This window comes from Bradyrhizobium sp. SZCCHNR1098, from assembly GCF_032489375.1.
GTDB lineage: Bacteria > Pseudomonadota > Alphaproteobacteria > Rhizobiales > Xanthobacteraceae > Bradyrhizobium.
In genome coordinates, this window is the sequence record NZ_JAUEXY010000018.1 from 125689 (window position 1) to 148825 (window position 23137).

19 protein-coding genes and 1 pseudogene are annotated in these 23137 nt (G+C 66.9%); 5 read left to right on the forward strand and 15 right to left on the reverse strand.

Features of this window, described 5'->3' with window-relative positions; all coding sequences use genetic code 11:
• Positions 1-4: 4 nt before the first annotated feature.
• From QX135_RS29960 to QX135_RS29970, 3 genes are read right to left on the reverse strand one after another with little or no spacing between them, the layout of a single operon-like run.
• The gene (locus tag QX135_RS29960; RefSeq protein WP_316179040.1) at positions 5-1087 is read right to left on the reverse strand and encodes a lipocalin-like domain-containing protein; all 1083 of its coding nucleotides are present in this window, start codon (positions 1085-1087) and stop codon (positions 5-7) included.
• Complete coding sequence (locus tag QX135_RS29965; protein ID WP_316179042.1) at positions 1077-3539, reverse strand: ABC transporter permease; 2463 nt, start codon at positions 3537-3539, stop codon at positions 1077-1079. The genes QX135_RS29960 and QX135_RS29965 overlap by 11 nt, the downstream gene beginning before the upstream one ends.
• Positions 3536-4195 (reverse strand): ABC transporter ATP-binding protein, encoded by a 660-nt coding sequence (locus QX135_RS29970; RefSeq protein WP_316162322.1) that lies wholly within the window; start codon positions 4193-4195, stop codon positions 3536-3538. Before QX135_RS29970 ends, QX135_RS29965 begins: the two co-directional genes overlap by 4 nt.
• Positions 4196-4451: 256 nt before the next feature.
• Between QX135_RS29970 and QX135_RS29975 the strand changes: the two genes are divergently transcribed.
• On the forward strand, positions 4452-5756 hold the full coding sequence (locus tag QX135_RS29975; RefSeq protein WP_316179045.1) for an MFS transporter: 1305 nt from the start codon (positions 4452-4454) through the stop codon (positions 5754-5756).
• Positions 5757-6186: 430 nt separating this feature from the next.
• Here the strand turns inward: QX135_RS29975 and QX135_RS29980 are convergent, their stop codons facing one another.
• From QX135_RS29980 to soxX, 8 genes are all read right to left on the reverse strand, one after another.
• On the reverse strand, positions 6187-7905 hold the full coding sequence (locus QX135_RS29980; RefSeq protein WP_316179046.1) for an N-acyl-D-amino-acid deacylase family protein: 1719 nt from the start codon (positions 7903-7905) through the stop codon (positions 6187-6189).
• Between the two features lie 235 nt (positions 7906-8140).
• On the reverse strand, positions 8141-9364 hold the full coding sequence (locus tag QX135_RS29985; RefSeq protein WP_316179048.1) for an MFS transporter: 1224 nt from the start codon (positions 9362-9364) through the stop codon (positions 8141-8143).
• 227 nt (positions 9365-9591) lie between these two features.
• The gene (gene soxB / locus QX135_RS29990; protein WP_316179050.1) at positions 9592-11340 is read right to left on the reverse strand and encodes a thiosulfohydrolase SoxB; all 1749 of its coding nucleotides are present in this window, start codon (positions 11338-11340) and stop codon (positions 9592-9594) included.
• 136 nt (positions 11341-11476) lie between these two features.
• Positions 11477-11779: a hypothetical protein gene (locus QX135_RS29995; RefSeq protein WP_315740631.1), complete on the reverse strand. Its 303-nt coding sequence runs from the start codon at positions 11777-11779 to the stop codon at positions 11477-11479.
• Positions 11780-11802: 23 nt separating this feature from the next.
• A complete protein-coding gene (soxA, locus tag QX135_RS30000) occupies positions 11803-12651 on the reverse strand; it encodes a sulfur oxidation c-type cytochrome SoxA (protein ID WP_316179051.1) in 849 nt (282 codons plus the stop codon).
• Entirely contained in the window at positions 12648-12959 is a 312-nt protein-coding gene (soxZ, locus tag QX135_RS30005) for a thiosulfate oxidation carrier complex protein SoxZ (RefSeq protein ID WP_315740567.1), read from the reverse strand. Before soxZ ends, soxA begins: the two co-directional genes overlap by 4 nt.
• A gap of 15 nt (positions 12960-12974) precedes the next feature.
• On the reverse strand, positions 12975-13469 hold the full coding sequence (soxY, locus tag QX135_RS30010; protein WP_315797821.1) for a thiosulfate oxidation carrier protein SoxY: 495 nt from the start codon (positions 13467-13469) through the stop codon (positions 12975-12977).
• An 18-nt stretch (positions 13470-13487) separates the two neighbouring features.
• Entirely contained in the window at positions 13488-13781 is a 294-nt protein-coding gene (soxX, locus tag QX135_RS30015) for a sulfur oxidation c-type cytochrome SoxX (RefSeq protein ID WP_315778279.1), read from the reverse strand.
• Between the two features lie 188 nt (positions 13782-13969).
• Between soxX and QX135_RS30020 the strand changes: the two genes are divergently transcribed.
• Positions 13970-14647: a DUF938 domain-containing protein gene (locus QX135_RS30020; protein WP_315797820.1), complete on the forward strand. Its 678-nt coding sequence runs from the start codon at positions 13970-13972 to the stop codon at positions 14645-14647.
• A gap of 113 nt (positions 14648-14760) precedes the next feature.
• Here the strand turns inward: QX135_RS30020 and QX135_RS30025 are convergent, their stop codons facing one another.
• Positions 14761-16827: a prolyl oligopeptidase family serine peptidase gene (locus QX135_RS30025; protein ID WP_316179053.1), complete on the reverse strand. Its 2067-nt coding sequence runs from the start codon at positions 16825-16827 to the stop codon at positions 14761-14763.
• A gap of 207 nt (positions 16828-17034) precedes the next feature.
• Here QX135_RS30025 and QX135_RS30030 point away from each other — a divergent pair, with 207 nt between their 5' ends.
• Positions 17035-18276 carry an MFS transporter gene (locus QX135_RS30030; protein ID WP_315797818.1) on the forward strand — a complete coding sequence of 414 codons (1242 nt, stop codon included), beginning with the start codon at positions 17035-17037 and terminating at the stop codon, positions 18274-18276.
• Positions 18277-18556: 280 nt separating this feature from the next.
• On the opposite strand, the gene QX135_RS30035 is transcribed toward QX135_RS30030, so the two are convergent.
• Positions 18557-19102, reverse strand: coding sequence for a carboxymuconolactone decarboxylase family protein (locus QX135_RS30035; protein ID WP_316179054.1), 546 nt, complete (start codon positions 19100-19102; stop codon positions 18557-18559).
• Between the two features lie 161 nt (positions 19103-19263).
• Between QX135_RS30035 and QX135_RS30040 the strand changes: the two genes are divergently transcribed.
• Positions 19264-20448 carry an acyl-CoA dehydrogenase family protein gene (locus QX135_RS30040; protein ID WP_315797816.1) on the forward strand — a complete coding sequence of 395 codons (1185 nt, stop codon included), beginning with the start codon at positions 19264-19266 and terminating at the stop codon, positions 20446-20448.
• 158 nt (positions 20449-20606) lie between these two features.
• Positions 20607-21746 (forward strand): acyl-CoA dehydrogenase family protein, encoded by a 1140-nt coding sequence (locus QX135_RS30045; RefSeq protein WP_315797815.1) that lies wholly within the window; start codon positions 20607-20609, stop codon positions 21744-21746.
• A 216-nt stretch (positions 21747-21962) separates the two neighbouring features.
• Here QX135_RS30045 and QX135_RS30050 read toward each other — a convergent pair whose 3' ends face one another.
• Complete coding sequence (locus QX135_RS30050) at positions 21963-22418, reverse strand: fasciclin domain-containing protein (protein WP_315797835.1); 456 nt, start codon at positions 22416-22418, stop codon at positions 21963-21965.
• A 568-nt stretch (positions 22419-22986) separates the two neighbouring features.
• Positions 22987-23137 (reverse strand): annotated as a pseudogene (locus QX135_RS30055) (IS481 family transposase); the annotation flags it as partial.

The following is a 23137-nucleotide window of genomic DNA, read 5'->3' on the forward strand; positions in this document are numbered from 1 at the left end:
CTTCTTAATATCCGGTCAGTTCGAGATAGCCCACCCCGGTGTGGCTGCCCTTGAAGCTGATCGGCCCTTCCCAATAGGGCACGCGCGTGCCCATCCAGGCGTTTGGATTGAGCGCTGCGGTGTCGATGGCGACGCCGAGCGCTGATATTTCGACACGCCAGCCGACCGGCAGCCTGCGCTCGCCGATCGCAACCGTCTCTGTCGGCGTCATGACGATGCCCCCGGGGCCGAGCGCATGCGAGGCGCCGTCAGCCGTGATCCAGGTTCCCGATGTGTAGTCGCCATTGCCCTGCCGCATCCGGTACAGCATCAGCTTCTCGCCGCCGGCAAAATGCAGCGCGAACCAGTCCCAGCCGCTCTGGTCGGAGGCCAGCGGCTGGCTGCTCCATTCGCGGTCGAGCCAGGCCTGGCCCGTGACCTCGATTGGTAGATTGTCGAAGCTGATGCGGCCTCGGGCGCGGTAGAACGGCTGGCTGTAGTAGTACGACGCCTGGCCGCGCTCGGATTTGCGGCTGTAGCCGCCGATTCCCTGCAGCACCACCGGCCTGTCCGCTTCCAGATGCAGTGCGTAGGAGAAGTCCGGCCCGACGGCGCTCATGTCCAGAGGCGCCAGCGCTCGATCGTCGGTCGCGGCGGTGCCGCGCAGCTGCCAGTCGTCGATCCAGGCCTGGAACGGCTTGGCCTCGACGCCGGACTGGCCGACGCCGCCGCGCGCGAATTTCTCGGACGAGCGGTGACTGTCGGCACGCGTCACCGCGGCATGCGCCATCCAGAGCTGCTGATTGTCGAAGCCTTCGCCCTGCGGCCCCGGCCGGGCCGCCGAGCGGAACAGGGTCCATTGCAGGCCATAGGCCTTGCCGCTGGAATCGGCGAGGTTGGCGGTGACGTACCACCATTCGATTCGGAAATCGTCGTGCGGCCCGTGATCCGCAGGGAAGCTGAACTCTCGTCCGGGCGTCACCGGCGCAAAGCCGTCGGCGCTATCGCTCAGTCCCGCAAAGCCCTGCGCGCGCGCGAGGCGGGGCAGCGCCAGCAGGCCGAGCCCGCCGATCAGCATGCGTCGCGAAATGGTCGCTCTAGCGCTCAATGGTGAAGGTCCTGACGAGATCGGCCGGCTGCATCCGCGCCAGCCGCAGCACCGGCAGCAGCGAGGCGATCAGCGCCGCGACCAGCGTGACGAGCAAGAGCCGGATGAGCTGCAGCGGAAACACGTCGAATGGCAGCCGCCAGCCGAATGCCTTGACGTTGACGATCGCGATCAGGCACCACGCCACCACAAGCCCGAGCGGCAGCGCCAGCAGCGCGGTGAGGCCGGCAAGCGACAGCGTCTTCAACAGCTCGACCTCGGCGAGCCGCCGCCGCGTCAGCCCGATTGCCCATAAGGATGCGAGCTGCGGCAGCCGCGAGTTCGCCAAGGTCAGCAGGCTGGTCAGCAGCGCGATCGCTGCGACGCCGAGCGTGAAGGTGTTGAGCGCGCCGGTCACCGCAAAGGTGCGGTTGAAGATCTGTTTCGATTCCTGCTTCACGGTGGCCTGGTCGACGACGTTGCGACTATCGAGGCCGAACTTGTTGGTGAGCCCCGTGATCAGCCCCGGCACGTCGGCGGCCGCCGCGCGCACGGCCATGCGCGTCATGGGCGTCGCCGGGAAGCGGCGTGTCAGCGCGGCGACGTTGACCGTGATCTGGCCCTTGGGATTGCCGTAGTCGGCATAGATTCCGGCGACGGTGATGCGCCAATCGCCGCCGGGCGCGGGAAGGTCCAGGCTGTCGCCAACGGATAGATTGAGCCGCCGCGCCAGCTGCTCGCTGACGAAGCCGGCGTCGCCACGCACCAACTGCTTCCACGCGTTGTCGACGGCCTGCAGCAGCGGCCAGTGGTCGCGATAGGTGTCGTGATCGGGCAGGCCGAGAATGTCGACCGGCGCGCCCGCAAGCTGCGCCTCGGCGCGGCCGCCCGGCAGCACCGCCTGCACCTCGGGCCGCGCGCGCAGCCAAGCCTGGACGTCGCGCGCCTGCGCTTCGTCCGACGCGCTGATGTAGATGTCGGCCGCGAGGCGGCCGTCGAGCCAGACCAGGAAGGTGCGGCTGAAGGTTTCCACCATCGTCGCCACGCCGACATTGACGGCGAGCGCCATCAGCAGCGCCATCAGCGCCAGCGACAGGCCCGAGATCTGCTGGCGGCTATCGGCCCAGAACCATTGCGCCAGCGCTCCCCGCGCGCCGCGCTCGCCGAGCCGCAGCACCAGCTCGAGGATCGCCGGCAGCAGCAGCGCGGCGCCGAGCATCATCGCTGCGAGCACGCCGAAGCCGGCGAGCAGCGACTGCCCGAGCCACAGCAGCAGGCCGGCGGCAACGAAGAAGGCGAGCGCGACCGCGCTCTGCAATCGCAGCCAGCGCCGCTGCGCCTCCTGCCAGGCATAGGGTTGCGCGGTGGAGAGGATCGGCAGCCGCATCGATTTGATCAGGCTCGTCGTCGCGGCTGCGAGCGCGCCGGCGATGCTGATGACGAGGCCCGCAAACCACCATTCGGGCTGCAGGCTCAGCTCGCCCGGCACCTGCGCGCCATACAGCCCGCGCAGCGACGCTGCCACGTTCGGCAACAGCGCCGCAGCGATGAAATAGCCGCACACCAGCCCGACCAGACCCGCCGCCAATGCGAAGGCGATGAGCTCGCCGATCAGCACGCCATTGAGCTGGCGCGCCGACACGCCGCAGGCGCGCAGGGTGCGCAACACCGGCAGGCGCTGCTCGAAGGCGAGCCCGATCGCGGAGTTGACGATGAAGAGGCCGACGACAAAGGACAGCAGGCCGAACGCGGTGAGGTTGAGGTGGAAGCTGTCGGTCAGCCGCTCCAGGTCGGTCTCGGCCTCCGGCTGCACGAGCTGCAGCCGGCCGTCCGCCAACGACTGCAACGGCTGTCGCTGGCCTTGCGTCTTGCCGACCAGCAGCCGCGAAATCTGGCCGGGCTTGCCGAGCAGCCGCTGCGCGTCGCTGATATCGACCACGAGCACGCCGGGTGCGAGCTGCTGCTGCGCCATCAAAGGCGGCAGCATGGCGTCGTTGCTGAGCCGCGGCATCGCGCCATCTTTGAGTCCGAGATCGGCCAGTGTCTCCGGCGAGATCAGCGTGCGATGCGGCGGTGTCAGAAACGCCTCGAGCTCGCTGCGGCCGACCATCGGCGCTTCGCCGACCTCCCTGGGAATGCTGAACGGCTCGATGCCGAGCAGTCTGATCGAGCGGCCGTCGATCTGCACGCGGCCTTCGAGCACCGGCGACACCGGCCAGCCGGCGCGGCGCAATTCCGCGAACACGCTCTGCGGCAGCATCTTGCCGTCGGTCGCGACCAGCATCGGCGTGCGCGCGCCGCCGAAGATCGCGGCGGCGCGGTCATAGGAGCTGCGCGCCTGCTGGTTCAGCGCCTGCACGCCGCTCCACAGCGCCGTGGCCGAGATCAGCCCGATCAGCAAGGTCGCGAGCTGCATCGGATGCCGCCGCCAGTGGCTGAGCAGCACCGCCAGAATCCAGAGCGCGCGTCTCATGCGACGCGTCCGGCATGCAGATGCACATGGCGGTCGAGCATCGCGGCGAGCCTGGTGCTGTGCGTCACCATCAGGAAGCCGCAGCCGGTGCGCGCGACGAGGTCGCGCGTCAGCGCCATCACCTCGTCGGCGGTGTCCTCGTCGAGATTGCCGGTCGGCTCGTCCGCGAGCAGCAGGACCGGCTTGACGGCCAGCGCGCGGCCGATCGCGACGCGCTGCTGCTGTCCGCCCGACAATTGCTCCGGATAGCGCTTGAGCAGCAACTTCAGCCCGAGCCGCTCGACAAGCTCGGTGTGCCACGCCGGATCATGCCGACCGGCCAGCCGCGCCTGGAAACTGAGATTGTCCTGAACCGACAGGCTCGGCACCAGATTGAACTGCTGGAACACGAGGCCGAGCCGCTCGCGCCGGACCGCCGCGCGTCCAGCATCGTCGAGCGTGCCGACCGAAGCGCCGTCGAGCAGGATGTCGCCGCCGTCGGCGGCATCGAGCCCGGCGATGAGATGCAGCAGCGTGCTCTTGCCGGAGCCGGATTCACCGGTCAGCGCGACGCGCTCGCCGGAGGAGACGTCGAGGTCGACGCCCCGCAGGACGTGGATCGGCTCGCCGCCGGATCGATAGGACTTGGTGAGATGACGGACGCTGAGCACGAGCATGATCGAGGTTGTTGCGTCACAACATAACAAGGGCCAACGCGAACATCACGCGCTCGTTCTTCATGACGCCCCTGATGTGATGCCGGCCGCGTGCATCAGGTTGCGAGGGTATCGCGATGCAGCCCAAGGGGGGCGGATTCCCGCGTTGCAGCAATAAGTTAGCTCGCCAGCCGGTTGCCTGCAAAGCCGCTTCGTGGGTAGCATCGTCAAAACGCCCGGACGACAGGGGCGGATCATGACAGAATGGGGAAGGACCATGGCCGCGCCAACGACGCTGAAGGGCACATCCCGCGCAAGCGCGACGCCGAAAGGCGCCTGGAAGATCACCTTCCTGCTGTTCCTGTTCATGCTGGTGAACTTCGCCGACAAGATCGTGGTCGGGCTCGCCGGCGTGCCGATCATGACCGAGCTTAATCTGAACGCCGAGCAGTTCGGCCTGCTGGGCTCGTCCTTCTTCTTCCTGTTCTCGATCTCGGCCATCGTCGTCGGCTTCGTCGTCAACCGGGTTCCGACGCGCTGGGTGCTGTTGGTGCTGGCGCTGATCTGGGCGCTGGCGCAATTCCCGATGGTCGGCACCGTCGGCTTCACCACGCTGCTGATCTGCCGCATCATTCTCGGCGCCGGCGAAGGTCCCGCGGCGTCGGTCGCCGTGCACGCCGTCTACAAATGGTTCCCCGACGAGAAACGTGCGATGCCCACGGCGATCCTGTCGCAAGGCTCGGCCTTCGGCGTCATTCTCGCGGTGCCGGCGCTGAACTGGATCATCGTGAATCACGGCTGGCACTATGCCTTCGGCGCACTCGGCGTGGTCGGGCTGATGTGGAGCGTGGCGTGGCTGTGGCTGGGCAAGGAAGGGCCGCTGGCGGAGGTCGAGCTCGCCGGATTGCGCGAGCGGCGCGTTCCCTATCTGCCACTGCTGACGTCGCGGACCTTCGTCGGCTGCGTCGCCGCGACCTTCGGCGCCTATTGGGCGCTGTCGCTCGGGCTGACCTGGTTCACGCCGTTCCTGGTGAAAGGCCTCGGCTTCTCGCAGCAGCAGGCCGGCTTCATCTCGATCCTGCCCTGGATCTTCGGCGCGTGCGTGGTGCTGACCACGGGCTTTGTGTCGCAGACGCTGATGGCGCGTGGCGTCTCCACGCGCATGGCCCGCGGCGTGCTCGGCGCGACGCCGCTCGTGATCGGCGGCGGGCTGATGGCGATGATGCCGCATGTCGATGCCGCTTCGGCAAAGATCGCACTGCTCGTGGTCGGATCGGGATTGTGCGGCTCGATCTACGTCGTCTGCCCGCCGATGATCGGCGAGTTCACCCCGGTCACGCAGCGCGGCGCCGCCATGGCGATCTACGGCGCGCTCTATACGCTCGCCGGCATCGTTGCGCCCCTCGTGATGGGCAAGATGATCCAGGCCTCTGGCAGCCTGCTCGAAGGCTACATGTCCGGCTTCACCATCAACGCGGTGATCATGGTGATCTCCGGCCTCCTCGGCCTGGCCCTGCTCTGGCCGAACAGCGAACGCGCCCGCCTGCAGGCGCATCAGGCTGTCGCGCCGGAATTTGCGTGAGCGCTGCCTTAGAACTCGGCCTTAACGCGGCCTTGCGCAACACAGGTTGCTATGATCTCGACTGTCGTCCCTCGGCCTGACCGGGGGACTCAGTATGCAGAGGCGGTTGTGCATAGGCCGATAAGCCGCCGTATACTGGATGCCCGCGCCTGCGCGGGGCATGACGACGACGAGCGTAGCGCCGCCATGCCACAATGTGGACCTCACACTCGGTGTCGTCCCGGGCAAGTCCGGCAACGCGCAGCGTTGGCGGACGCCGACCCGGGATCCATACGCCGCGGCGGATGTGGCTGGGCGAGATGGGGCGGCCGTCGTGCCCCGAACTTTTCCCTGGGGTTATGGGTCCCGGATCGGCGCGCGCGTACCGCGCGCTTGTCCGGGATGACGCCGAGGATTTCGCGGGCGGCCAGGAGCGTGGCAGCCGAGAGCCTTATTGCACCCCGCTTCGCGCACCCCTGACCAGTCGACCCGGCCGCGCGCCCGTCGCCTCGCCGTGGCGGCGCGTCACCACGCCCGACACGATCGTCGCCTCATAGCCGTCGACATCCTGCATCAGGCGGCGGCCGCCGACCGGCAGGTCGTAATGCACCTTGGGCGGATGCAGGTGCAGCCGGTCGTAGTCGATGACGTTGATATCCGCCTTGTAGCCTGGCGCGAGCAGGCCGCGATCGTCGAGGCCGACCGAGAGCGCGGTCTTGCGCGACTGCGCGGCGACGACGAAGGGAATCGACAGTCTGTCGCCACGCTTGCGGTCGCGGGTCCAGTGCGTCAGCAGATAGGTCGGGAAGCTGGCATCGCAGATGATGCCGCAATGCGCGCCGCCATCGCTCAGGCCCGGCACGCTGCGCGGATCGCGCAGCATCTCATAGGTGGCATCGAGATTGCCGTCGGAATAGTTCAGGAACGGCACGTAGAGCATGCCCCGTCCGTTGTCCGTCAGCATCGCGTCATAGGCCAGCTCCTCGGGACGACAGCCGCGCGTGCGGGCCTGGGCGCCAAGCGACCGTTCCGGCGGCTGCTCATAGTCCGGCGGATCGCCGAGCAGGTACATTTTGTCGTAGTTCGGCTTGAAGAACAGCGGGTCGTCAGTCGCGCTGGCCTGCTCGCTCAGGATGGCCGCGCGCAGCGCCGGATCGCGCATCCGCGCGACTCGCTCATCCAGCGGCAGATGCGCGATCGCCTGGTAGCTCGGATGCGTCTGCAGCGGGTTGCGCGACAACTCCAGCCCAAGCAGCAGTCCAACCGGGCGCGCCGCGATCTGCGCCGTCACCGACAGGCCGCGCGCGGCGGCGGCGTTGATTTCGGCCAGCGTCTGCCGCCAGCGTTGCGGCGCGCGGTCGTTCTGGGTGACCGAGAACGAGATCGGACATTTCGTCGTGTCGGCGATGCGCAGCATCATCGGCAGGTCTTCGTGGATCGTGGAGATATCGAGCACGAATTGCAGCACGCTGCGGCCGGCGCCGTGCATGGCCTGCGCGATCGTCGTCAACTCGTCCTCGCCGGCCTTGAGCGTCGGCGTGTAGTCACCGGTCGATGTCCGATGGTTGAGCGTGCGCGAGGTCGAGAAGCCGAGCGCGCCGGCCTTGACCGCATCGCGCGCCAGCGCCGCCATGGCGCGATTGTCCTCGGCGGTGGCAGGATCACGGCGCGCGCCGCGCTCGCCCATCACATAGACACGCAGCGCCGCATGCGGCAGCTGCGCGCCGATGTCGAGATCGAAGGCGCGCTTGCCGAGCCACTCCATGTAGTCCGGAAAGCTCTCCCATTCCCAGGGAATGCCGGCTTCGAGCACCGGCTCGGGAATGTCCTCGACGCCCTCCATCAGCTGGATCAACCGCTGATGATCGGCTGGCCGGCACGGCGCGAAGCCGACACCGCAATTGCCCATGATCGCGGTGGTGACGCCGTTCTGCGACGACGGCGAGATGTCGTGGCTCCAGGTCACCTGGCCGTCGTAATGGGTGTGAACGTCGACGAAGCCTGGAGTGACCAGCTTGCCGCGCGCGTCGATTTCCTCCCGGCCGGTCGCATTGACCTTGCCGACGGCGACGATGCGGCCATCCGCAATCGCCACATCAGCCTCATAGAGCTCGCCGCCGGAGCCATCGGCAATGGTTCCGCTGCGGATCACGAGATCAGGCTGGGCCATGGCGTGTCTTCCCCGGTCGTTGTTGTTATGGGCACATCATCGGCGGGAAGGCGATGATGTCAACATACGGGGAAGAGGCAGCAGCCTTGCGTCAGCGACCTGATTGTAGGGTGGGCAAAGCGACGCCATAGGCGGCGCGTGCCCACCACCGCGAGCGGGATGGTGGGCACGGCGCGCGATGCTGTCGTCAATCACGACGAGCGTGCCAGGCGCCTTTGCCCACCCTACAAGAAACCTACGCCTTGGCCTTCCTCGGCTCGGTGAAGAACGCGAGCACGATGGTCAGCAGCATGAACACGACGGAGGCGCCGAACACCCAGCGCGGCGCGTTCATGTCCATGATCCAGCCGAACAGCAGCGGACTGACCACGCCGGCGAAGTTGAAGCCGGTGGAGACGATGCCGAAGGCGCGGCCGGCGGCACCCGGAGGGGCGGCGTTGCGCACCAGCATGTCGCGCGACGGCGCGATCACGCCGCTCATGAAGCCCGCGACCAGCATGATCGTCGTGAGCAGCACGGTCGGCAGGTTGATGAAAGTGATCATCAGCACCAGCACGGCGTTGATCGCATAGGCGACGGCCGCGACCAGGTTGTGATGGCGGATGCGGTCGGCGAGCTGGCCGCCGCCGAGCACGCCGACGGCGCTGGCGCCGAGGAACGCGGTCAGCGCGATATTGGCGGTCGAGAACGAGATGCCGTAGCCGTTCATGAGCGCGACAACGCCGAAGCTGGCGATGCCGGCGTTGGACAGGCTGAGCAGCATGAAGAACACGGTCAGCAGCATCAGCATCGGAGTCAGCAGGCTGGGCTGTTTCGCCTTGCTGCCGTCGGCGCTGGTGTGATGCGGATGCGGCGGCACCTCGGGCACGTTGCCGACGAGCAGAAGCAGCGCGGCGAGCGGACCGACCAGGCCGGCCGCGATCAGCGCGCCGGAGCCACCGACGGTGGTGACCAGCGCCGCCATCACGGCGGGCGCGACCGCGCCGCCGAGATAGCCGGCGAAGGTATGCACACCGAACGCGCGGCCCATGCGCTTCTCTTCCATGTGCGCGGCCAGCAGCGCGTAGTCGGAGGGATGGTAGACCGCGTTGGCGAGGCCGAGCAGCACCGCCGAGACGACAAGACTGGCATAGCTCAGGTAAACGCCGAGCATCGCCAGCGACAGGCCACCGAGCGTCAGGCCGAGCAGCAGGATGCGGCGGGCGCCGGCGCGGTCGACGAGATAGCCGACGGGCGCCTGGGTCAGGGCCGAGACGACCGCGAACACGGTGAGCGGAAAGCCGAGCTCGATGTAGCCGACGCCGAGCTTCTCCTTCAGGTAGGGAAACAGCATCGGCAGCACCAGCATGTGCAGATGGCTGACCCAGTGCGCCAGCGAGATCAGCGCCAATGTGCGCAGCGGCGAGGCGGTTCGGACCGGAGCACCGGCATGTTGCGATGCGGCAAGAACGTCAGCCATGGTCGATCCGTTTGGCTCCCGGCGTCAGTGATGGTCCTGAAGGGCGCGTTGCCGGCAAATCACCAAGGGCTGCCGAATAATGGGCGCGCGACACAACGCCACACTATCGGATTACGGTTCATTGTCCACGAACGCGCGCGCATGGCACCTGCGCGCGCCGGCCGGCGTTTTCGGTGCACGGCGACGATTCGGCCAGCCATTCTGGCGCAATGCATGCGCCACGCCGCTCAGGACAGCGATGCAAAGCCAGGATTGCCGTCGACGCCCGAGAGCGTGACCTTGTTAGTTCCGACCAGCACCAGCTGACCGTTGCGCAGGTGGCTCGCGACCACATCCCACACCGGCTTGCCGTCCTGTGCGTTCATCGAGGCCCAGCCGGCGACCTTGTAGCTCTTGCGGGCCTCCAGCGGACGGCCATCGTCGAGCTTGAGATCGGAGATGCGGCGGCCGATCGGCTCGGCGGGCGCGCAACGGTAGGACAGCCCGCCCGTGCGCACCATGTCGCCGCCCTGCTGCAGATAGGGATCGGCGTTGAACAGGTTGTCGCAGACGTCCTCGAGCACGTCCTTGATCTCTGCGCCGGTCATTCGCTGCACATAGGTCTCGGGATAGGTGATCGCGGTCTGCGCCAGCACGTCCTCCAGCAGGATGGATTGGTTCGCGAGCAGCGTCGGACCCCAGCGGAATCCGGGCGACAGCGCGATCTCGGCATCGAGCTCGCGGCGCAGCGCCGCGCAGATCAGGTCGTCGGTCGCGCCTTCGAAATTGCCGCGCCGGTACAGCAGCCGGTCCGACGTCGCGAGCTTCTCGCTCCAGGCCGCGACCTGCGGCTGCTGGGTCTGGTCGATCAGCGCCTGCATCGCAGGATCGGGCTTCAATAGCTCCGAGTAGATGGGCAGCAGCCGGTAGCGCGCGTCGGCGACGCGTCCCTTGCCGACGTCGAGATCGAGCACGGCGAGGAATTTGCCGTTGGAGCCGGCACTGGTGACGAGCGTCGCGCCCTTGGCATTGCTGACCGCGACCGGTTGCGGAACCGCGTCATGGGTATGGCCGCCGAGGATGACGTCGATGCCGGTGACGCGGCCCGCGAGCTTGAGGTCGACATCCATGCCGTTATGCGACAGCAGGATCACGGCATCGACCTTGTCGGCGCCGCGCAGGCCATCGACCAGCTTCTGCAGCTCCTCCTCGCGGATGCCGAACGTCCAGTCCGGCGTGAAGCGGCGCGGATGCGCGATCGGCACGTAGGGAAAGGCCTGGCCGATCACCGCAATGCGGGCGCCGCCAATCTCCTTGATGGTGGCCGGCTTGAATACGCGGCCGGAGCCGTGATCGAACGCCTTGGCGTCGTTGAACGCGGCCTCCTCGGTCAGGAACACGTTCTGCGCCAGGAACTCGCCCTTGAAGCGGGCGAGGTTGGCGCGCAGCGCCTCCTCGCCATAGGTGAACTCCCAGTGCCCGGTCATGGCGTCGATGCCGAGCAGGTTGGCGGCGCTCACCATGTCGGCGCCGCGCATCGCATTGGCAAGTCCGGTGCCCTGCCAGAGATCGCCGCCATCGAGCAGCACCGAGCGATGGTCGCCGGCATCGGCGCGCAGCTTGTCGACCAGGGTTTTCAGATGCGCGAAGCCACCCATCCGGCCGAAGCGCCCGGCGTACTTCTCGAACTCGAACGAGGTGAACGCGTAAGCCTCGGCGCTGTCGGGCCGGATGCCGTAGCGGTCGAGGAAGGCGCGCTCGACCAGATGCGGCGGCCGTCCCCACATCTCGCCAATGCCGAGATTGACGCTGGGCTCGCGGAACAACAGCGGGCGAAGCTGCGCATGCGTGTCCGTGATGTGCAGGATGCGGGCGTTGCCGAATTTCTCGATGTCGTAGAGGCTGACGGTGTCAGCGGCGCGGGCGTTGCGCAGCAGCGCCGGCGCGGCGAGCGCGGCGGCAACTGATGCTTGCAGAAAGTCCCGGCGCCGAATCATGGCTCGCGTCCTAGCTTATGATGCGATTCCGTGGAATCGCACCGTGAGCTATCCCTTTGCTTGAGCATGATCTCCGCATAAACGCCTTCGGCGCTTGTGCGAGGGAAAGCCGGTTTCCACTTTTCCGGATCATGCTCTACCTGATCTCCATGTCCTTCCAGCGCTGCTTCTCGCTGGTGGCCTGGACGATCGATGCCTTGGCGAGCGCCTCGGCCTCCTGCGCCGATTTCAGCGCAGAATCGAAATTGCCGGAATCGGCTGCCTTCTTCGCGGCATTGAGTGCGGCCTGGGTCACGGTCCATTGGTTGCGCAGACGTCCGGCTTCCTTGTTGGCGCTCTCGGCCGCCGCGACAGCCGCGAGATAGTCGGCCTCCGACGCGGCCCGCGCGGAGCCGGCGCCGACCGCTGATACCATCATGGCGAACACGATCTTTTTCATGACGCTTGCTGTCTTGACATTTGTCATGGCCGCGCTCCCGGTCCTGAAACCGGCAGGCCGTTCGACACGTAGGACAGATAATATTCGAGGTTGCGGTATTCGTCCGATTGCGGCTCCAGCGGCACGGCGCGCGTCTGGCTGTTGCAGGTGACGAAGCGCCGGCTGATCGTGCCCATGCCGCTCCATTCCGAGCGGTAGATCGGCATCGCGTTGAGGATGCCGAGCGCCGGCGCCAGGATCTCTGCGCGGATCCGCTCGCCCGGGCTCTGCACGTGGCAGCTCGCGCAGGAGAAGTTCAACTGGCCGCGGCGGGTGTAGAAATATTCCTTGCCCTTTTCGAACGCCTCGAGCGCACGCGGATCGTCGGGGATCTTGATGTCGAAGCGCTTGCCGCGCGACGTGTACGCCATGTAGGCGGTCAGCGATGCCATCTCGTCCCTGACGTAGGAGTAGGGCTGCTCGCCATTGGCCTCGCGGCAGCGATTCAGCGCCAGCTCGAGGGTGATGACCTTGCCTTCCTTGTCGTCGAAATAAGGATAATTCTGGCGGATGCCGATGCCGCCGTTCGGGAAGCAGTCGGCATAGGTCTTGCCGTTCTTGAACGGCTTGGCGAACATCTCCTTGCCGGCATCGAGCGCGAACTCGTAAGGCGGAAACTGCTCCTTCTCCTCCCATTGCTTGCGCATGTCGGCGTTCATTGAATACGGCCCGTTGACGAAATCGTCGAACGCCACCTTCGGAAACTTCTTGATGAAGTAATCCTGGAACGCCTTGGCGTCGGCAGCCGGGTTCGGCTTGTCCGCGGCCGCAGCGCCGGAGGCGCCGAGAGCGAGCGCGGCCGCGACAGTCAGCGCGAGGCGCGGCGCCCTCATTGGATCGTCGCCGTCAGGCTGTCGGTCGCGCCCTTGCTGTCGACCCAGCTCACCTTGAGCTCGTCGCCCTTGGCCGCGCCCTTGAAGGCGAACTTGACATAGGGGTCCTTCGACACCGCGGTGCCCCAATCGGCCAGGAACACCGTCTTGTCCTTGTGCACGAAGGTGAGCTGCTGGATGTAGTGCGCCGGGATCAACTCGCCCTTGGCGTCCTTGACCAGGCCCGTATCCATCGGGTGCTGGATCAGGGTCTGGACCTCGGCGATGTCGCCGTTCAGGACGGCGCGGACGCGGATGCTCGATGCCATGATGATCTCCTGACCTTAGCCGCCGCAGCCGCCGACGGTGACCTTGACCTCCTTGGTCGCGCTGTAGAGCTTGCCGCCGGATTCGACGAGCGCGATCACGTTGGAGGTCTTGGCCATCTTGAGCCGGTTCGCCACCGCGGGCACGGTGCCCTCGGGGATGTGGTACGACGCCGCCAGCGCGAATGGATTTTCGCTGACGATGAAGGCGATCGAGGTCACGTTCGGCAGCGACGTCGTCACCGCGATCGGCACCACGCCGCCGTTCTCGGCGATCTCTGGCGCGTCGAGCTTGATCTTGTCGGACGCTTCGTGGTCGCGGCCGTACAGCGCCTTGACCGCGTCAGGCGCATTCTTCTGCTTGAAGGCGTCTTCCGGATATTTGTTGTCGTTGGTCGCGGCGAAGGCGGGCGCGGCGTGCAGCACGGCGTTGCCGAGGCCGATCAGCGCGACGAGGCCGGCGCCCTTCAGGAACAGGCGGCGGTGGGCCAACGGGCCGAACGAGGCAGTCATGGCGGTCTCCAAACGGAATCAGAGGGTCTGCAGGAAGTCGACGATGGCGCTGATTTCCTGCTCGGTCAGGATGCGGTTGCGGCCGAACGGCGGCATCACCGTCAGCGGATTGCGCCTGGTCTCGTCGTTGAGAATCGCGATCAGCTCGGCGCGGTCGTATCTCGCCTTGAGGTTCTCCAGCTTCGGGCCGATCGAGCCCGGCAGGTCGCCGTCCTTGATCTCGTGGCAGGTCAGGCAGTTGCCCTTGCCGCGGTCGAAGGCGAGCTTCTGGCCGTCGACGGCACCGGACTGGGCGTGAGCGGCCATGGACATGGCGAGCGAGAGCCCCATCGCCAGGGCGGTACGCAGGACAGGTGTGATCAAGGTGGAGTTCCGACGTCTCGGTGATCTCGGCAATATAGGCGCTGCAAAGCATAAAGACCATCGGCTGACAATGCAGCTATGGTGGCCGCGGCAACGCGGTTAACGAGGCCGTTCATGGGGCGGCCGGGAGAATGGGCATGGCGGAATATGTCGTGGAGTTCGGCCGGGACGGCCGGCCGGTGGAACCGGACGGACGACTGGACGCGGCTGCCTTCCACCGCAATCACCAGCCGATCTGGGCGGTGCTGGGACGGCTGCTTGCGGGCAAGACCGGCGACGTGCTGGAGGCCGGCAGCGGCACCGGCCAGCATGTCGTGCATTTCGCCTCCCAGCGGCCGGATCTGACGTGGTGGCCGAGCGATCTCAACGCCAACCACCTCGCCAGCATCGCGGCGTGGCGCAGGCATGCCGGGCTGTCGAACATCCGTGATGCCCAGCGCATCGACTTGTCAGATCCCGGCTGGCCTGCGGCGTTCCGCGCCGCGGGCGGGCCTTCGCAGCTCACCGCGATCTTTTGCGCCAATGTGATTCACATCGCGCCGTGGTCGGTGGCGGAGGGATTGTTCGCCGGCGCCGGGCAGGCGCTGTCGGCGGACGGCGTGCTCGTGCTCTACGGCCCGTTCAAGCGCGCCGGCAAGCACACCGCGGTCAGCAATGCCGTGTTCGATACCTCCCTGCGCGAGCACAATCCGGACTGGGGGGTGCGCGACATCACCGACCTCGAAGCGCTTGCCGCGCGCCACGGGCTCGCCTTGCGCGAGACGATAGAGATGCCGGCCAACAATATGATCCTGATGTTCGCGCGAGGTGCGTGACGCGTTCTCCGTCATTGCGAGCGGAGCGGCGGAGCGAAGCAATCCAGCCTTCCGTCGCGGCCCTGATTGCGTCGTCGTCTTCGGCTCCTCGCAATGACGACGGAGGGAGCCGCTCACTCCATCTCCAGCCCGACATGTCGCGCCAGAAACCGCGTGCCCAAGGTGATGAAGCCGGCGCGCTCGCGGTTGTCGGTGCCGTAGCCATGGCCGCCGGCGGCGGGTTCGTAGAACCAGGCATCGTAGCCCATGGCCTGCAGCTTGGCGGTCATCTTGCGCGCGTGGCCCGGATGGACGCGGTCGTCGCGCCGCGTGGTCGCGATCAGGATCGGCGGATAGGGCTGGCCGGGCATTGCGGTGTGATAGGCCGAGTAGGTCGACAACCAGCTCCAATCCTCGTCGCTGTCGGGATCGCCATATTCGGCGATCCAGCTCGCGCCGGCGAGCAGCTTGCTGTAGCGGCGCATGTCGATCAGCGGGATGGTGCAGAACAATGCGCCGAAGCGCTCGGGGTAGCGCACCAGCATGTTGGTGATCAGGATGCCGCCATTGGAGCCGCCTTGCGCCGCGATGCGCTTCGGCACCGTGACGCCGCGGCGGACGAGGTCGGCGGCGACCGCTGCGAAATCATCATGCGCGAGCCGCTTGCCGGCATAGCGGCCGGCGTCGTGCCAGGCGGTGCCGAACTCGCCGCCGCCGCGGATGTTGGCCTCCACGAGCGTGCCGCCACGTTCGAGCCACAGCTTGCCCAGCGCCGCATTGTAGGCCGGACGGAGCGTGTGACCGAAGCCGCCATAGGCGCTCATGTGCACCGGCGCGTCGCCTGTCAGCTCGGCCGGCCCGGTCTGGGTGTAGGGAATACGCTCGCCATCCACCGAGATGGCCTCGTGCCGTGTGACGACGTGCCCCTCGGCGCTGAAGGTGCGCGGCGCCTGCTTCAGGATCGCGGGTGCAGCGAAGCTCTCGATCAGCTGCAGCGACGGCGGCGTCAGCGGATCCTGGATGTTGGCGAGCAGGTCGCCGTTGCTTTCCGCCTCGTCGGTGTCGAGCCGCCAGACGTCGACCGTCGCGATCTCCGGCAGGCCGGGGAGCCGCTCGCAGCTCCACTCCCTCGGTGAAGGCGTCCACACCTCGAACCTTGCCCTGAGCTCGTCGAGGATGGACAGCACCAGCCGGTCGCCGGCCCAGGACAGGCCCTGCAGCGCGCGCCGCGGCGCCGGCTCGAACACGCGGGTGAAATCGCGGCGCCCGGCAAGGAATGCCGACAGCCGGAGGCCGAGCACCACATCTGCGGGATGGGTGACCTCGCCGACGGTCCAGGGCTGGCGCAGCTTGACCGCCATCCAGTCGCCATGCGCTGACATCCAGCAGTCGGTCGGCAGGTCGAGCTTGGTCCGCGCGCCGCTGCCGTCGCCGAGCCATAGATGCTGGTTGAAGAAGTCGATGCCCTCGGCGAACCACACCCGCGCCGGCGCGACGCTGCGATCGACGCCGACATGCACCCATGTCGATTGGCTGCCTTCGGCGGCGAAGATCACCTCCGCCTGCTCGACCGGCTGGCCGCGCCGCCAGCGCCGCACCGTGCGTGCGTAGCCCGACGGCGTCGCCATGCCCGGGCCGAACGCGCTCGCCAGCAGCAGGGTGTCGGCATCGAGCCAGGCGGCGCTGCCCTTGGCTTCCGAGAGCGTGAAGCCGCCCGTGACGAAGTGCTTCGTCGCGAGGTCGAACTCGCGCAGCACCACGGCGTCGCTGCCGCCCCGCGACAGGCTCAGGATGGCGCGCTCATGCGCCGGCGGCAAGCTCGAGACCCCGTTCAGCGCCCAGTCCTCGCCTTCGTCGGCGGCGAGTCGGTCGATGTCGAGCAGGTCCTCCCATTGCGGTTGCGCCTCGCGGAACTCCGCCATCGTCGTGCGCCGCCACAAGCCGCGCGGATGCTCCGCGTCCTTCCATTGATTGTACAGCAGCCCGCCGCGGCGGCTCACGAATGGGATGTTGTCCGGCCGATCCAGGATGGCGGCCAGCGCGTCGCGGTCGTGTTCGAAGGCCGCGTCGCCGAACGCCGCGAGCGTGCGCTGGTTCTGCGCCGCGACGAACGCGAGCGCGCGCTCGCCGTCGATCTCCTCGAGCCACAGATACGGATCGTCATCGGGCGCCGCGATGGTCGGACGATCGTCGATTGACATGGCTCAAGCTCCGCGGGCGCCGTTGACGCGAGAATACCATTTGATTAGCCGGGCCGGCCGGGAGTGTCGAATCACGCTCCGTGGCGCGTTCGCAGCCCGCATGGCTTGTCTCCGTTCGCGCCCATTGCCTCGGGCGCGCGCTTCCCGCAATAGTGCGGCCAAACCAGCAAAGCAGGAGCGTGCGCGCCACGCCTCCGGATACCTGAGATGATCGATCTGACCGTGAGCGAAGACACCTCCGATGATGCCCGCGCCCGCCGCAACGTGGCGCGGCTCGCCGCCGCCCAGGCGCTGACCGGCGCCAACTCGGCCGTGATCTTCGCCACCGGTGCGATCGTCGGCGTCACCATTGCCCCGAACATCGGGCTCGCGACCGTGCCGATCTCGATGTACGTCGTTGGCCTCGCCGCCGGCACCCTGCCGACCGGCGCGATCTCGCGCCGCTATGGCCGCCGGGCGGCCTTCCTCATCGGTACCGGCTGCGGCGCCGTCACCGGCGTGCTCGGCTGCCTCGCCATTCTCCGCGGCTCGTTCGCACTGTTCTGCCTGGCGACGTTCCTCGGCGGCCTCTATGGCGCCGTCGCGCAATCCTATCGCTTTGCGGCGGCCGATGGCGCCAGCGCGACGTTCCGGCCCAAGGCGGTGTCGTGGGTGATGGCGGGCGGCATTTTCGCCGGTCTGCTCGGTCCGCAGCTCGTGCAATGGACCATGGACGTCTGGCAGCCCTATCTGTTCGCGTTCAGCTATCTGGTCCAGGCGGCGGTCGCGCTGGTCGCGATGGGGATCGTCGCCGGCGTCGATCTGCCGAAGCCTGAAGCTGCCGATCTCCATGGCGGCCGGCCCCTCTCGGCGATCGTGCGCCAGCCGCGCTTCATCGCAGCCGCCCTGTGCGGCACCATCGCCTATCCGGTGATGAACCTGGTGATGACCTCGGCACCGCTGGCCATGCAGATGTGCGGGCTCACGGTGTCGGATTCCAATTTCGGCCTGCAATGGCACATCGTCGCGATGTACGGTCCGAGCTTCTTCACGGGATCGCTGATCGCGCGCTTCGGCGCGCCCGTCATCGTCGCGGTCGGCCTCGCGCTGGAAGCGGTCGCAGCGGTGATCGGTCTGTCCGGCCTCACCGCGATGCATTTCTGGGCCACGCTGGTGGCGCTCGGGGTGGGGTGGAATTTCGGCTTCGTCGGCGCCTCCGCGCTGGTGCTGGAGACGCATACATCCGCCGAGCGCAACAAGGTGCAGGCGTTCAACGATTTCCTGATCTTCGGCCTGATGGCGCTGGGCTCGTTCTCGTCGGGCCAACTGCTCGCGAATTTCGGCTGGTCGGCGGTGAACCTCGTGGTCTTCCCGCCGGTGCTGCTCGGCCTCTGCGTGCTGGCGCTGGTGTGGTCGTCGAAGCGCCGAGATGCGCGGCTCGCGGCAGTGGATGTGGCGGAGCGATCATAGCGAGGCTCGCGCGGCATGCTCAGTCTGCTCCCCTCCCCCTTGCGGGGAGGGGTCGGGGGTGGGGGTCCACGAGCCGCGCTTTCTCCGTTGATAACGATCAGAGGCTATCGAGAGGACCAGCAGTGCATGCTCAGCCTCCCGAGCTAATAACCGCCTAGATCGATAAGGGCGCACCTCACTTAGCGCGGCGCCCGGGGACCCCCACCCCCAACCCCTCCCCGCAAGGGGGAGGGGAGCGCACCGGTTCTGCGGTGACGAACTCGATTCACATGGCGCGCCTCTACTTCAGCTCCGACACCTCGCCCTCAGGCAATTCGAACTCGAACGTGTTCAACGTCATCGACACCATGGTGTAGTAGCCGCACAGGCCGATGATCTCGACCAGGCCGCGCTCGCCGAGTTGCGCAATCGCGTCAGCATACAGCGCATCGGTCAGCCCATGCCCCTCGTGAAGCGACTTGGCGACGTCGTAGATCGCCTGCGCCTTGGGATCTGAAAACTCCGGCGTGCGGCGGTCGCGGATCGCCTCGATGATCTTAACGTCGAGGCCGCCGGCCAGCGCGAGGCGCTTGTGCGCGTACCATTCGTAATGCGCGGTCCAGTGCCGGGCGGTTACCAGGATCGCGATCTCCGACAGGTCAGCTGGAAACACCGTGTCGTAGCGCAGGAAGGCGCCGAGCCGTGTCGCATGCCGCGCCATCTCCGGACTATTGAGCCAGGCCATCATCGGCGGCGGCGGCGCGCCGCGCTTGCTGGCGATCGACTCGTCATAGGTCTGGCGCTGGTCGGCGCTCATTTCGCCAGGCGAAAGAAGTTTCAGGCGCATGTCGGTGTCCTCATATTTCGGGCGGCGGCATCATGACCATAGAACGCCATGCAAGGCGAGGGCGTACCGCCCTTGCGGCGACATCGATGTTGAATTCCAGGAAGCGCTGAGGTTAGGTCGTTGCCAACGACAGCAATCATGGAAACGCGCGAGGACCAGACATGGCCGATCTCGACACATTCCGCCGCGAAACGCGCTCCTGGCTGGAGGCCAATTGTCCGCCAGAGATGCGCCGCCCGATGACCTCCGAGGAGGACACGTTCTGGGGCGGCCGCAACGCAAAATTCTCCTCCGAGCCGCAGCGCGTCTGGTTCGAGCGCATGCGCGATAAGGGCTGGACGGTACCGCACTGGCCGAAGGAATATGGCGGCGGCGGTCTCGACGGCGAGGAGGCCAAGATCGTGCGCCAGGAGATGGCGGCGATCGGCGCTCGCGCCCCGATCACTTCGTTCGGCATCTCGATGCTCGGGCCGGCGCTCCTGAAATACGGCACCGACGAACAGAAGCGCGAGCACCTGCCCAAGATCACCGCCGGTCTCATTCGCTGGTGCCAAGGCTATTCCGAGCCGAATGCCGGCTCCGATCTCGCCTCCTTGCAGACGCGCGCTGAAAGCGACGGCGACGACTACATCATCAACGGCCAGAAGATCTGGACGTCCTACGCCAACTACGCCGACTGGATCTTCTGCCTGGTGCGCACCGATCCCGCGGCGAAGAAGCATGACGGCATCAGCTTCATCCTGTTCGACATGACGTCGAAGGGCGTCTCGACCAAGCCGATCCTCCTGATCTCCGGCCGCTCGCCGTTCTGCGAGACCTTCTTCGACAATGTCCGGGTGCCCAAGGCCAACGTGCTGGGCACCGTCAACCGTGGCTGGGACGTTGCGAAGTACCTGCTGCAGCACGAGCGCGCGATGATCTCCGGCATGGGCGAGCGCGGCGGCAGCCGCCCGCTCGGCCAGGTCGCAGCCGATTCCGTCGGCAGCGACGGGCAGGGCCGGCTCGACGATGCGCTGCTGCGCGCCGAGATCGCGGCCTTCGACGTCGACGAGGCCGCGCTTGCGGCCGCGGCCGAGCGCATGGTCGACCTCGCCAAAGCCGGGCAGGGCCATCCGGCGTTCTCGTCGGCGATGAAGTATTACGGCACCGAGCTCAACAAGCGACGCCACGAGCTGCTGATGTCATCGGGCGGCATCGACGCGCTGGAATGGGAGAGCGACCGCTCCGGCGAGGGCGCCCGGCCGCGCGCCTGGCTGCGCACCAAGGCCAATTCGATCGAAGGCGGCACCTCCGAGGTCATGCTCGGCATCGTCGCCAAGCGTATCCTCGATCTGCCGGGGGCGTGAACTATTTCCCCTCATCCTGAGGAGCGCGCCTCTCGGCGCGCGTCTCGAAGGATGAGGCCCCGACGTTGGCCTCATGGTTCGAGACGGCGCTTGCGCGCCTCCTCACCATGAGGGTTGAGAGCGAACCGGTCAGACGCAGTTTTCAAGGGATTCGTGCCATGCCTCTCCTCCTCACCGAAGAACAATCGATGCTGCGCGACAGCGCGCGCGGCCTGATCTCAGATCACGCGCCGGTGTCTCACCTGCGCAAGCTGCGCGACACGCGCGACGAGACTGGCTTCTCGCGCGAGCTGTGGGCCACCTTCGCCGAGATGGGCTTCGCCGGCCTGCTGGTGCCGGAGGAGCATGGCGGCTCCGCCCTCGGTGCGGTCGAGGCCGGTGTCGTGATGGAGGAGATCGGCCGCACCTTGATGCCGTCGCCGTTCCTGGCGACTGCGGTGCTGTCAGCCTCGGCGCTCACGCGCGCCGGCTCGGCGGCGCAGAAGTCCGAGTATCTGCCGAAGATCGCCAGCGGCGCGCTGCTCGCCGCGCTGGCGCTCGACGAAGGTTCCAAGCATCGTCCTTTGCACACCGCCCTGCAGGCCGAGCGCTCCGGCAACGGCTTCAAGCTGAACGGCGCCAAGGCGATGGTGGTCGACGGCCACGTCGCTGATCTCCTGCTCGTCGTCGCGCGCAGTGCGGGCTCGCCTGGCGATCGCGATGGTCTCACGCTGTTCCTGGTCGATCCCAAGGCCAAGGGCGTGGCGATCGAACGCACCATCATGGTCGACGCGCACAACGCCGCGCGGGTCACGCTCGACAACGTCGAGGTCACCGCGGATCACTTGCTCGGCGAGGTCGATGGTGGCGCTGCCACGCTCAGCGCCGTGCTCGATCTCGGCCGCGGCGCGGTCGCCTCCGAGATGGTGGGTCTCAGCGAGGAGGTGTTCGGACGCACCGTCGCGTATCTCAAGGAGCGCAAGCAGTTCGGCAAGGCGATCGGCGAATTCCAGGCGCTGCAGCACCGTGCCGCGCAGCTCTACATCGAGATCGAGATCACCCGCGCCGCGGTGCTCAAAGCGCTGCAGGCGCTTGATGCCGATCCGGCTGGCGCAACAGCCGCAGTTGCGGTCGCCAAGGCCCGCGCCGGCGCCACCGCGACGCGCGCGGTGCAGGAAGGCGTGCAGATGCATGGCGGCATGGGCATGACCGACCAGTTCGACATCGGCTTCTTCATGAAGCGCGCCCGGGTCTGCGAGGAGATGCTGGGCGATGCGAACTATCACGCAGCGCAGCTGGCTCAGCTCAGGGGGTACTAAGCAAGGCCGCTTGTCGGCACCCCGCCGACTCCACACGCTCAGCTGTCATCGTCCGCGAAGGTGGACGATCCAGTACGCCGAGAGAGGTGTGATTGACCGACAAGCCACAGGGTACCGGGTACCCCGCCTTCGCGGGGTACGACAGTGACTATCGACGGCAACAGCAGAGTTCGCAAAAAAAGAGCGCGCCATCACCGATGGCGCGCTCTCATTCGATCAATGATGCATCGCGGTCTTGGCCGGTGGCAGCAGCACCTTGTCGATGACGTGGATGACGCCGTTCGAGGCCATGACGTCGGCCTGCACCACATGCGCGTCGTTGACCTGCACGCCGAAGAAGGTGCCGTCGACGGCCACCGGCTGGCCTTGCGCGGTCTTTACGCTCAGCTTCTTGCCGGCGACGTCGCCCGCCTTCACCGCGCCGGGGATCACGTGATACTTCAGGATCGCGGCGAGCTTGCCCTTGTTCTTCGGCTTCAGGAGATCCTCGACCGTGCCGGGCGGCAGCGCGGCGAACGCCGCGTCGGTCGGTGCGAATACGGTGAAGGGACCCTTGCTCTTCAGCACCGGCACGACACCTGCGGCCTTGGCGGCGGCGACCAGCGTCTTGAACTGGCCCGCGCCGACGGCGGTGTCGACGATATCGGCGGCACGTGCCGCGGTTGCTGACATGGAGAGCGCGCCCAGCATCAGCGCGCCGGCCATGAACGAACGGAATCCCAGCGTCATTCGAGTTTTTCCCTGTGAACTGAACTGATGAGTTGGCTGATGCGCAAAAGGATTTCGGTACCTCTTGTTCTCCCTGTTGTGCAGGGGCGCATCACCCGACCGGATTGGTCAGGCTCGTTACGATCGTTGCGATTGGCTGGATTTGAGAATGAGTTCACGAGCTCGTGAGCGGCTGCCCGAACCTCCAGGGCAGATCGCGCGAGAGCCATGAATCCGCGGGACTAATTGCTTTGCGGGAGCATCCGCATTGCCCGTCGTGCCATTTTGTCGCAACCCGACGGGCGTTGTCTCGTCGGGCAAATTAGCCGCACATTCCCCGCCGTCACGGCCCGCAAGAGGGACGCTTCGCGATCGTTACGAAACGTGGGCCGGTGACGCGATGGACGCATCGGATCGCAGCGTGAGTGATCGCGCCGACGAACGATGGCGATGCGGACGTGAAAGCGCGTGGTCCTGGCGCCCCGATGCTGGCGTCAAGTCGACGGGTGATGATCCCGGGCGGCGACGGTGGCTAACTGTGGAGCCTCAGGAGGTTGTCCTCGGTTAAACCGAGTCTGCTGATAGGCGGCTGGGAGTTTATGCCGTCGTGAGGCCGGTGCCAATTATACTGGTGCAGCCAGATGGGCAGTTGCGCGGCGCGCTGATCGGAAGTGGGATAGGTG

Coding starts and splice junctions, on each gene's coding strand:
- QX135_RS29965 (WP_316179042.1), bottom strand. CDS start 3,539: ATGAGACGCGCGCTCTGGATTCTGGCGGTGCTGCTCAGCCACTGGCGG.
- QX135_RS29970 (WP_316162322.1), bottom strand. CDS start 4,195: ATGCTCGTGCTCAGCGTCCGTCATCTCACCAAGTCCTATCGATCCGGC.
- QX135_RS29975 (WP_316179045.1), top strand. CDS start 4,452: ATGGCCGCGCCAACGACGCTGAAGGGCACATCCCGCGCAAGCGCGACG.
- QX135_RS29980 (WP_316179046.1), bottom strand. CDS start 7,905: ATGGCCCAGCCTGATCTCGTGATCCGCAGCGGAACCATTGCCGATGGC.
- QX135_RS29985 (WP_316179048.1), bottom strand. CDS start 9,364: ATGGCTGACGTTCTTGCCGCATCGCAACATGCCGGTGCTCCGGTCCGA.
- soxB (WP_316179050.1), bottom strand. CDS start 11,340: ATGATTCGGCGCCGGGACTTTCTGCAAGCATCAGTTGCCGCCGCGCTC.
- QX135_RS29995 (WP_315740631.1), bottom strand. CDS start 11,779: ATGAAAAAGATCGTGTTCGCCATGATGGTATCAGCGGTCGGCGCCGGC.
- soxA (WP_316179051.1), bottom strand. CDS start 12,651: ATGAGGGCGCCGCGCCTCGCGCTGACTGTCGCGGCCGCGCTCGCTCTC.
- soxZ (WP_315740567.1), bottom strand. CDS start 12,959: ATGGCATCGAGCATCCGCGTCCGCGCCGTCCTGAACGGCGACATCGCC.
- soxY (WP_315797821.1), bottom strand. CDS start 13,469: ATGACTGCCTCGTTCGGCCCGTTGGCCCACCGCCGCCTGTTCCTGAAG.
- soxX (WP_315778279.1), bottom strand. CDS start 13,781: ATGTCCATGGCCGCTCACGCCCAGTCCGGTGCCGTCGACGGCCAGAAG.
- QX135_RS30020 (WP_315797820.1), top strand. CDS start 13,970: ATGGCGGAATATGTCGTGGAGTTCGGCCGGGACGGCCGGCCGGTGGAA.
- QX135_RS30025 (WP_316179053.1), bottom strand. CDS start 16,827: ATGTCAATCGACGATCGTCCGACCATCGCGGCGCCCGATGACGATCCG.
- QX135_RS30030 (WP_315797818.1), top strand. CDS start 17,035: ATGATCGATCTGACCGTGAGCGAAGACACCTCCGATGATGCCCGCGCC.
- QX135_RS30035 (WP_316179054.1), bottom strand. CDS start 19,102: ATGCGCCTGAAACTTCTTTCGCCTGGCGAAATGAGCGCCGACCAGCGC.
- QX135_RS30040 (WP_315797816.1), top strand. CDS start 19,264: ATGGCCGATCTCGACACATTCCGCCGCGAAACGCGCTCCTGGCTGGAG.
- QX135_RS30045 (WP_315797815.1), top strand. CDS start 20,607: ATGCCTCTCCTCCTCACCGAAGAACAATCGATGCTGCGCGACAGCGCG.
- QX135_RS30050 (WP_315797835.1), bottom strand. CDS start 22,418: ATGTCAGCAACCGCGGCACGTGCCGCCGATATCGTCGACACCGCCGTC.